Origin of the sequence: Lactiplantibacillus sp. B652 (assembly GCF_023806745.1) — a bacterium.
Taxonomy (GTDB): domain Bacteria; phylum Bacillota; class Bacilli; order Lactobacillales; family Lactobacillaceae; genus Lactiplantibacillus; species Lactiplantibacillus pentosus.
On the sequence record NZ_JAMSKY010000017.1, the window covers coordinates 18464 to 28715 of the forward strand.

General features: G+C 45.9%; 11 protein-coding genes. 10 read left to right on the plus strand and 1 reads right to left on the minus strand.

Annotated elements, in window-relative coordinates; all coding sequences use genetic code 11:
- Positions 1-37: 37 nt before the first annotated feature.
- The 7 genes from MZO40_RS15245 to MZO40_RS15275 all read left to right on the plus strand — a co-directional run bounded on the left by MZO40_RS15245 (position 38) and on the right by MZO40_RS15275 (position 7414).
- Positions 38-1087: a class I SAM-dependent methyltransferase gene (locus tag MZO40_RS15245; protein WP_165861066.1), complete on the plus strand. Its 1050-nt coding sequence runs from the start codon at positions 38-40 to the stop codon at positions 1085-1087.
- Between the two features lie 399 nt (positions 1088-1486).
- The gene (locus tag MZO40_RS15250; RefSeq protein WP_105962060.1) at positions 1487-2875 is read left to right on the plus strand and encodes an amino acid permease; all 1389 of its coding nucleotides are present in this window, start codon (positions 1487-1489) and stop codon (positions 2873-2875) included.
- Positions 2876-3264: 389 nt separating this feature from the next.
- Positions 3265-3873, plus strand: a complete 609-nt coding sequence (locus MZO40_RS15255) for a metallophosphoesterase (protein ID WP_105919763.1) — start codon at positions 3265-3267, stop codon at positions 3871-3873.
- A 68-nt stretch (positions 3874-3941) separates the two neighbouring features.
- Positions 3942-5327 (plus strand): bifunctional UDP-sugar hydrolase/5'-nucleotidase, encoded by a 1386-nt coding sequence (locus MZO40_RS15260; RefSeq protein WP_105919762.1) that lies wholly within the window; start codon positions 3942-3944, stop codon positions 5325-5327.
- 18 nt (positions 5328-5345) lie between these two features.
- Positions 5346-5975 (plus strand): YutD family protein, encoded by a 630-nt coding sequence (locus MZO40_RS15265; protein ID WP_003639115.1) that lies wholly within the window; start codon positions 5346-5348, stop codon positions 5973-5975.
- 22 nt (positions 5976-5997) lie between these two features.
- Complete coding sequence (locus MZO40_RS15270) at positions 5998-6789, plus strand: TIGR01457 family HAD-type hydrolase (protein ID WP_050339308.1); 792 nt, start codon at positions 5998-6000, stop codon at positions 6787-6789.
- Positions 6773-7414, plus strand: coding sequence for a TIGR01906 family membrane protein (locus MZO40_RS15275; protein ID WP_050339307.1), 642 nt, complete (start codon positions 6773-6775; stop codon positions 7412-7414). Before MZO40_RS15270 ends, MZO40_RS15275 begins: the two co-directional genes overlap by 17 nt.
- A gap of 60 nt (positions 7415-7474) precedes the next feature.
- On the opposite strand, the gene MZO40_RS15280 is transcribed toward MZO40_RS15275, so the two are convergent.
- On the minus strand, positions 7475-8131 hold the full coding sequence (locus tag MZO40_RS15280) for a VTT domain-containing protein (protein WP_050339306.1): 657 nt from the start codon (positions 8129-8131) through the stop codon (positions 7475-7477).
- 164 nt (positions 8132-8295) lie between these two features.
- On the opposite strand from MZO40_RS15280, the gene MZO40_RS15285 reads away from it, so the two are divergent.
- From MZO40_RS15285 to MZO40_RS15295, 3 genes are all read left to right on the plus strand, one after another.
- Complete coding sequence (locus MZO40_RS15285; RefSeq protein WP_056952743.1) at positions 8296-8880, plus strand: peptidylprolyl isomerase; 585 nt, start codon at positions 8296-8298, stop codon at positions 8878-8880.
- Positions 8881-9014: 134 nt separating this feature from the next.
- A complete protein-coding gene (locus MZO40_RS15290; RefSeq protein WP_050339304.1) occupies positions 9015-9416 on the plus strand; it encodes a CvfD/Ygs/GSP13 family RNA-binding post-transcriptional regulator in 402 nt (133 codons plus the stop codon).
- On the plus strand, positions 9416-9796 hold the full coding sequence (locus MZO40_RS15295) for a hypothetical protein (RefSeq protein WP_105962061.1): 381 nt from the start codon (positions 9416-9418) through the stop codon (positions 9794-9796). Before MZO40_RS15290 ends, MZO40_RS15295 begins: the two co-directional genes overlap by 1 nt.
- Positions 9797-10252: the final 456 nt, after the last annotated feature.

Genomic DNA, 10252 nt, shown 5'->3' on the forward strand with positions numbered 1-10252 from the left:
ACCCCGTGACTTGAACTTAGCTCATAAAATCAGTAATATGGTTAAGGATTACAGATTTTGTGAAGGGGTGAGTATTCTGGCACAAGCAGAAACTGAGACGCTATTTCAGGTCTTAGATCAATCAGTGCAGGTCTTGATGCAGCAACTATCCGTCTCATACGTAGATGCACTCATCGAGACTGGTGATAACTTATTAAGTGGGACGGTTCACGTTGAGGATGGCAAGCCGAGTCAACAACAAGTCGAAGCTTTAGAGAAGTTGTATCAAAGTGTCGATTTAAAGCAGTTCGATGCAGAAACGATTCGGCGTGCAATTCAGCTAGCCTTGTTGAAGGCGATTCATAATGACCGTGTCGATCCTAATCATCAGATGACGCCCGATTCAATCGGTCTATTGACGGCATATTTGATTGCCAAACTGGTGGGACCAACGACGGACCTGTCGATTTTAGATATTGCGGTTGGAACTGGGAACTTATTAACGACGGTTATTAATCAACTGCAAACTGATCGGCCTCAGCCAATTCAAGGCTATGGGGTTGATAACGATGACAATCAGTTAGCCATCGCCGCGATGAGTATGGATCTACAAGGCTCTGCCGTGGAACTGTTCCACCAAGATGCCATTGATCCACTAGTCATGCCTAAAACGAGTATTGCCATTGGCGATTTGCCAGTCGGCTATTATCCACTTGACGAGCGAGTTCAGAACTTTGAGACCAAGGCGACCAATGGCCATTCCTACACCCATCATCTGATGATGGAACAAGCCATGTCACACCTGTTACCCGGTGGTTGGGGTGTCTTCCTCGTGCCAACAACGATTTTTCAATCGCAAGAAGCACAAGGCCTGTTGAAATGGATGAGTACGGCGGCTTATTTGCAAGGCTTACTCAACTTGCCAACTAATTTGTTCTTGGATGAAAAGTCACGCAAATCGATCGTTGTGTTACAAAAGCATGGGTCACAAGCACAGCAGGCTGGTAAAGTCTTGCTGGGTGATTTCCCATCCTTTGAAGATCAACGGGCATTTCAGGCATTCACGGCTCAAATTGATGCCTGGGTCAGCCAAAACATTAAACGTTAGTTGTTAGTCAAGATGCAACCAAGTCACGTTTTCAGTGCGGTGTCGATGGTGCCCACTGAGCAATTGATTCTATAACGACCATTGCGACCGACAAGTTTGTCGAAAATCACCTGGGTAGGGTCCACGACTACCTGGGTGATTTTTGGTTATTTAAGTGAAATCTATTCATGTTGCTATGCGTTACGTTCACTTTATTCACGTTGACGTGCTGAATCGCTAGATTGGTCAGTTAACAAAGCAAAAGGGCGGAGTGAGTGCATTCGCAAACGCTTACTGTCGCAACCAATTACTCGTGCAATCAAAAAACGGTATAGACCTATTTTGCGATTTTAACAAGCGCCCCCTTTTGAATGGGAAGAAATTGCCCGCTATAATAACGGCAAGGGGAGTGCAAAAATAATGACGAAAGACAATTCACAGCCCGAGACGGAACAACTTTCGCGCGGGTTAAAGAGCCGCCACGTACAATTGATTGCGATTGGTGGCACCATCGGGACCGGCCTCTTCTTGGGGGCTGGTCAATCCATCCACTTAGCGGGACCATCGATTCTGATTGCCTATTTGGTGACTGGACTCGTTTGTTTCTTGTTGATGCGAGCGTTAGGCGAGTTACTGCTATCTGACCTTAATACGCATTCGTATATTGATTTCATTAAACAATACTTAGGCGATCGCACCGGTTTCGTGGCCGGCTGGACTTACTGGGTCTGCTGGATCACGATTGCGATGGCCGAAATCACAGCTGCAGGCGAATACATGCAGTTCTGGTGGCCGAAGCTACCACAGTGGCTGCCAGGATTGGTCATCTTAATTCTGCTATTAGCCTTAAATTCAATCAACGTTTCAGCTTTTGGGGAAACTGAATTTTGGTTTGCGATTATTAAGATTGCGGCGATTATTGCTTTGATTGCTGTCGGTATCGGGATGGTACTATTTAGCGTCAAGACGCCGGTCGGGCATGCCAGTCTGACCAACTTGGTCAATTATGGTGGTTTCATGCCGAATGGCTTCAAGGGATTAGTGCTCTCATTTCAAATGGTCCTGTTTAGTTTTATTGGGATTGAAATGGTGGGGATGACCGCGTCCGAAACGGCCGACCCGAAGACGGTGATTCCAAAGGCGATCAATGATATTCCAGTCCGGATCATTCTATTCTACGTTGGTTCATTATTCTTCTTAATGTGTATGTATCCATGGCAATACTTTTCAGCTGCCCACAGTCCCTTCGTCCAAGTCTTTACTAACTTAGGGATTCGTTCCGCCGCCGCCATCATCAACTTTGTGGTGCTGACTGCTGCGGCTTCGAGCTGTAATAGTGCGCTGTTCAGTACCGGACGGATGTTGTTCTCATTGACGTATGATGGGCAGAGTAAATTTTCTAAGCGGATGGGTAAACTGTCCACGCGCCAAGTGCCACGCAACGCCTTGTGGTTTTCAACCCTGGTGATTGGCTTGTCAGTTATCCTGAACTTATTAATGCCTGGTAAGGTCTTTTCACTAATTGCCAGTGTATCGACGACCTGCTTTATTTTTATCTGGGGTGCGATCGTGGTTGCGCACATCAAGTATCGCCGTCAAGCTGGCTCGCGAGCTAAAGTGAAGTTCAAGATGCCACTATTCCCATTGTCAGATTACTTCATTCTGGTGTTCTTGGCCTTTATCGCAGTTGTCCTGTGCTTGAAGTTTGAGACGTTAATTGCGCTGATTGTTTCCGCAATCTGGGTGTTTGGCCTCTATGCCGTTAAGATTTTTAGCGACCGTGTTCGCCAACGACACACGAATTCATAATGACCGTCTAAGCTGCCTCGTGAATGGTCAGTGAGTGTTTGCGAGCAGTGAGATTTTAATCGCACCGTTAGAAATGGCTTTCAAGCAAACCTTGAGAGCCATTTTTGTATCTTATCAGCAAAAAATGAATCTTCGCCGCCTCAGGTCTTGTATCGTCTGTCAAGGTGAGGATTGCCGCCCAAGAGTGACTGTCTTGCATCGCAATTGCGTCTAGTCACTGTGCATCAAACGTAAACTGAGGTGGTTGCTACAATCAGATCCGCGTAGCTCAATAAATTCGCTCGTAGACAAAACTGTTCTAGTGTCTTTTAGGGCGGTGCGCGGTACAATATTAATTGACTAGTTTCAAAACTATGATTTAAGAGAACTTAATAATCGAGGTTGAACTGATGCAATACTTTACATCTGATACACATTTTTACCACGCGGATCTGTTGGGCGATAATGATTTTGCGCCGCGGCCCTTTCCGGATGTTGAAACGATGAACCAAACCATCGTTGACCATTGGAATGCCCGCGTGACTGATTCTGACACGGTCTATCATCTTGGTGACGTGGCGTTGTATTTCACACGCCCGGCTAAAATCTCATACGAACGGGTCTGTGCATTACTGACACAACTGCATGGTAAAATCATTTTTATTAAGGGTAACCATGATTCACGGGCCTTTTTCAAATACTTAGCGGCCCATGATCCGCAGTTGAACGGGCAACCTAAGTTTGAATTTCATGATGTCGGTGTGTTGATCAAATACGACCATCGTCAGTATTATATGACCCACTATCCGATGATGATGGGCATCGTGAAGCAAATCATCAATTTACATGGGCATATTCATCACTATGCCGTCAATGTTAAGGAAAATATTAATGTCGGTGTGGATACGCCGGAAGTGGATTATTTGGACCATCCAGTGCCGTTTGGAACCCCATTCTCGTTAGCGGAAATTGAGCAAATGGTGACGGGGAAGGCCATTGATTTTGCCAAACGGCAGTAATTGGGTGCTTGACCGGGTTTCGGGAATGCTTTAGGATTAACAAAGATAACGATTAAGGAGCGAGGACCGTGCAAGAGCAAGTTACCATTTTGCATACTAATGATTTACATTCGCATTTTGAAAACTGGCCGCGGGTTCAGCGCTATTTGTTGTCGGAACGGACACAGCGCCAGCAAGCCGGTAGTACGGTGCTCACGGTCGGTTTAGGAGACGCGGTCGACCGCGCACACCCGTTGTCTGAAGCCACTGAGGGACAGGCCAATGTAGACCTATTAAATGCGATTGGCTACGATGCCGTTACGATTGGCAATAATGAGGGCCTTGGATTGACGCATGCGGCGCTTGATAAGCTTTATCTGCATGCGAATTTTGATGTGATTCTTGATAATTTAACCAATACGGCGGATGGCCAACCACCAAAATGGGCACGGCCAGCGAAAATTATCACGACCGCACGCGGCACCCGCATCTTGTTACTCGCTTTCACGGCCCCATTCACGTTGACCTATCCGTTAAATGGTTGGACGCCAGCCAGTGTCAAGACCCGTTTGCCGGAATTACTGGCGCAGTATGCCGGTCAGTACGACGTGCTCGTCATCTTATCGCACCTCGGCATCAACGTTGATCGCTGGCTAGCAAAACATTTTCCACAAATCGACGTGATCATCGGTAGTCATACCCACCATCTATTAGTGAATGGTGAGCTCAAAAATGGCGTCTTGATTGCTGCAGCCGGCAAATATGGCGAGTATGTGGGGCGCATCGAACTCCAGCTTGATGCGCAACACCACGTTACGAACGCTGATGCCCACACAGTTCAAACGGCAAGTTTACCCGTTGCTGCGGGTGATGAGGCGTTGATTGCTGGTTGGCAAGCGCGTGGTGAAATGCTGCTAAAACAGCAAGTCATCGCCAACGTACCAGAGCAGTTGCGGCCGCATTGGCACCATGCCAGTGAGCTAACGGCGCTCGGTTTAGCGGCAATCACGGATTATGCGGGCACGGGCCTTGGCATGCTCAATGGTGGTCTCTTTATGCGAGATCTACCGGCGGGGCGAGTCAATCGCAACGATTTACACACGATGTTGCCGCATGCGATGCACGTTATTCGGGTCACGTTGACTGGTGAAGCCTTATGGCGACTCGTTTACGAGATGGAACTCGTTCGTCCTTTTTTAAACAAGTTTCCAATTAAGGGCATGGGTTTTCGGGGGCAAGTCTTTGGCTATATCCAGTATCAAGGATTGGCCTGGCAAGCCGCTGACCATCAGTTATTAGTCGATGGTCAGCCCGTTGACCGGCAAGCAACTTATCAGATTGCCTTGTTGGACCACGACCTGTTTATTCCGTTTTTCCCGACCCTGAATATTAGTGGTCAAACTGAAATATTATTTGAAGCAATGTTAAGAACGGTCGTTGGCGACTATCTAGCGCGCCAGTGGCCAATCCATTAAGAGAAAGGTGGTGTCAATGTGAACCGCGAACATATTGATGAACTAGCTGAACAACAAGCGGAACGCCGCCGTAACTTATATCACGGCTTGCGGACGGACAAGACCCACTTTGAGGTTAGCAAACACCCATTTGAAATCGTTTATGATTATCGCCAGGGCTTTGACCTTGATAAATTCGTTGAGCGCTACAGCTCAATTCTGAATAAGTATGATTATATCGTCGGTGATTGGGGCTTTGAGCAATTGCGGTTGAAGGGATTCTTCCGTGATGATGCAAAGGATGTCCAGCGCGCTCAAACGATCGGGGCGGTCCAAGATTATTTATATGAGTATTGTAATTTTGGCTGCGCCTATTTTATCGTGAAAAACGAACGGGTCATCAAGCCTAAGCGGACCAGCCGGCCACGTAAGGATGATCATCGTGGTGGCAAGAAGACCAATAACCGGCAATCACGTGGGCGCAGTAACCGCAGTAGTAGTCGCAGTAAGCAACGGCGGAAGTCGCATAACTTTACGACCAAGCAGAAGGCCGCGCCATTTACTGAAAAACGGCAGCGACCAGCTAAAGTGACTGCTGGAACGGGTAATCAAGCACGAACCACCAAACAAGCGAGTGGCAAACGTCACTTTACAATTCGACAAAAGTAGTGAGTAGAAAGAGGTATTTGGATTGGGCAAGTACAAGGGTTATTTAATTGATTTAGACGGCACTGTTTATCGTGGTCGCGAGCGGATTCCGGCTGCAAAACGCTTCATTGAACGATTACAAGCTAGTCAGACAGACTTTTTATTAGTAACGAATAATACCACCAAGTCGCCCGAGGATGTGGCGGCTAATTTGGCAGACAACCATGATATTCATGTTAGTCCTGCAAACGTCTATACGGCGGCATTGGCGACGGCTGATTATGTGGACGACTTGGCTGCGAATGGTGATAAGACGATGTACGTCATCGGTGAATTAGGGTTGAAGGGTGCGATGCTCGAGAAGGGCTTCAAGTTTGAAGAACAGACGCCCCGGTTCGTCATCGTGGGCTTGGACTACGATGTCACCTATCACAAGTTTGAATTAGCGACACTGGCAATCAAACGGGGCGCTAAGTTTATCGGCACGAATGCTGATACCAACCTACCAAATGAACGGGGACTTGTCCCGGGTGCCGGTTCGGTGATTGCGATGGTCGAGCGGGCGACTCAGCAACGGGCAACGTATGTGGGCAAGCCAGAAACCATTATCATGCAAAAAGCCATCGATCGTATCGGGTTGGACAAAGCGGATTGCGTGATGGTCGGCGATAACTATATGACGGATATCTCAGCGGCCATCAATTTTGAGATGGACTCACTACTTGTGTATACCGGTGTTTCAACTCCTGAGCTGGTTGCCAAGCAGGCTGTTAAGCCAACCAATGAGATCAATTCCTTAGATGAATGGGATTTAGACGATGGTGTGGCTAAATAAGCTTAAAAACGCCCTTCAGTGGATCAGTCTCTATTTGTGGCTAGTGAGTGCCACGATTATTGTGACAATCAATGCCAGCTGGCTGTACTTTGCGAATGCAGTCGGTCAAAAATTGGGGCCAACGGTCAATTTGACACTGGGACAGTTGATGACCAATTATTATCAGTTGCTGGCTTACTTGAATTTTCCGTGGGTGCCAAAATTAGTGATGAATGACTTTACCGACTCGGCCAGTGCGTTAGTTCACTTTGCGGATGTTAAAAACTTGTTCATGTTAGACTATGCGGTCTTTATCGTGACTAGTGTCGTCGTGTACTTCTTTTGGCGACGATTACGCCGAGATCAGCAATTGTGGCGGCTGGTCCTACCGATGCAGACGGCGTTATGGATTCCACCGGTAATTGCGGTCGTGATGGCGATCAATTTTGACCAGTTTTTCGTAATTTTCCACGAAATCTTGTTCCGCAACTCGGACTGGTTGTTTGATCCACTATTGGATCGAATTATTTTGGTGCTACCGGACACATTTTTCGGCCAGTGCTTCGTCATGGCGTTTGTTTTAATCGAATGGGCGTTTGCGTATGGCTTAAGTATTGGCAAGCAGGCGTTACGCGAAATAGATTAGTTGTGCCACTAAAAAAGACCCCTGATCACAAAATCAGAGGTCTTTTTGATTCGTTTCAAGTTAATCTTCGCTTTCGACAGGATGACTGAAGCGTGCGCGTAAGGCGGAAAAGACGGCCGGAATCAGTGAGACTAAGATGATGCCGATAACGACCATCGAGAAATGTTCTTTGACGAAGGGAATGTTACCGAAGTAGTAGCCACCACCGCAGCAGAGCATGACCCACAAGACACAGCCAATCACGTTATAGCGAATGAATTGCTGGTAGTGCATGCGAGAGCTCGCAGCGACGAAGGGCACAAAGGTCCGGATGATTGGCATGAAGCGCGCGATCGTGACTGTGATGCCACCGTGTTTCTCGAAAAAGCGTTCAGACTTAGCAAGTTGTTTTTGATTGATCAATTTGCCGAACCACGACGTTTCAGTCAACCGCTCCCCCAAGGAGTGACCAATGTAGAAGTTTAATGAATCACCGGCAAGGGCAGCAATCAGGAATAGGATGACGAATGTCCAAATATGTAGGCCATAGGTCGGGTTGGCTGCTAACGCACAGGCAGCGAATAGTAATGAGTCACCAGGCAGAAAAGGTAGGATAACGGCACCTGTCTCGATAAAGATGATGGCAAAGAGAATCAGGTAGGTCCAAATACCAAAGCTGTTGACGATGGTGACTAAGTGTTGGTCAATGTGCAACACGAAATCAATTAGAAAACTCATGATTACCTCCAAGTAATGTGAAAATTAATCTTATCTAGGTTAACAGAAAACCGTTCGAATTACTATGGCTAGCCGCTAATTGCAAGAAATCCTTACAAATCACTGGTATTTATATCACTTCTCTTGTATTATCAAGATAATTCTAATAGAAAACGGGTGATTTTGTGGCATATCCACAATTAGATTTAAGTCAAGTAGACGGACCAAAAGCAACCATCAAAACGAACTTTGGTGACATCAAGGTTCAGTTGTTTCCTAAGCAAGCCCCAAAGAGTGTCGAAAACTTTGTTGGTTTAGCAAAAAAGGGCTACTATGATGGGATTATTTTCCATCGCGTGATTCCTGAATTTATGATTCAGGGTGGCGATCCAACTGGTACTGGTATGGGTGGCGAAAGTTTATGGGGCAAACCATTCGAAGATGAATTTTCACCAGAAGTCTTCAATCTTCGTGGGGCACTCTCAATGGCCAATGCTGGTCCTAATACCAATGGCAGTCAGTTCTTTATTGTTCAAAAGCCACAATTAGATGCTGGCATGGATGAACAAATGAAACAGGCTGGTTATCCGGAAGAAATCGTCACGGCTTATGGCAACGGTGGGACACCATGGTTGGATTTCCGGCACACAGTTTTTGGTGCTGTCAGTGATGGCATGGATATCGTTGATAAAATCGCGGCTACTAAGACTGGGATGCAAGACAAGCCAGTTAAGGACGTTGTGATTGAAACAATTGCAATTGAAGATTAAGTGACACGAGTAGGAGCTGCGGATGCAGCTCTTTTTTTGTTTGTCTCGGGATTTTGCAATCTATCGGATTCAGGTTATAATATTAAAGATTGAAATGATTGTCAGTATAAAATGCTTAAGAAAGGATGGATCGTATGAGTGAGTATCGAATTGGCATGCGTGTGCATGGCCGGGTGACCGGCATTCAACCTTATGGTGCGTTTGTCACGTTGGATGGTGAGCATCAAGGGTTAATTCATATTTCAGAATGCCATGAAGGGTATGTCAAGAGTATTAGTGAGTACCTAAAGGTCGGTCAGGCAGTGGACGTCGTTATTTTAGATATTGATGAATATACCGGGAAGATTAGTTTGTCATTACGGTGTATCGAGCGTGCCCCCCGCCCAACTGTGAGTGATTTGGAAATTTACAAGACGTTCCGGCACAAACACTTTTGGACGAATCGGCATGTCCATGCAGGGTTTGATCCAATTGCCAATCATTTAGATGGCTGGATTTCAGATTCGTTGAATCGGTTGAAAGTGGGTGAACATTAGTGCAGAAACAAGTTGCAGGGACGATTCTATACAATGATGAACGGGGCACCCATTTCTTGGTCGGTAAGTCAGGTAACGGCTATCACTTTTACCAATTACCAGTTCAAGCCGGACGCTCACCGTTAGCCTCTGTGTTGTGGACGTTTCGACACACCATTGGCATCGATGTTGAGCAATTACGATTGTATGATTCGATTGTCGCTAAAATCGAAGGTGAAAAGGTGGCCGTGTTTGTTTTCGACCATTTAACCATTGATGAATCGATCCAATCTAAATTTGCAGAACAGGGATTGATGTTTGTGCTGGCAAGTGAGTTGCATGAACTCTTTGCTAGTGTCAGTGTGGGGGAAACAACGCCGTTTAATCAATTATCGAAATAATTTTAAATAAAGGGTTGACCTGCATACTAATTCTTGATAAGATATATCTTGTCGCTGCGAGAGATAGCGCGAAACAGCTAGGTGATGGGACTTGTGTCACTTCACCGTGAAAAATGTTTATGAATAAAAATTCAAAAAACATTAAATTGTTGTTGACAGTGATTGTTGTGAGTGATAAGATATTTCTTGTCGCGTTGACCGATACATCAGTTTCGAACGTGCGGCATTTCAACTTAATAATCACTCGATGGTGATTGCATAGTTATTCAACTTAATAAATAAAGTTGTTGACAAGCTTAAATCGAGATGATATTATGTAATAGTTGTGTTGAGGTAATCAACGCACGGAATTAGATCTTTGAAAACTGAACAAAGTTTCGACGAATCAAATGTGTAGGGTCTCTTGATTTTGAATCAAGAGCAAAACATTTGCGAAGTCAATTCGCTAGCAAATAA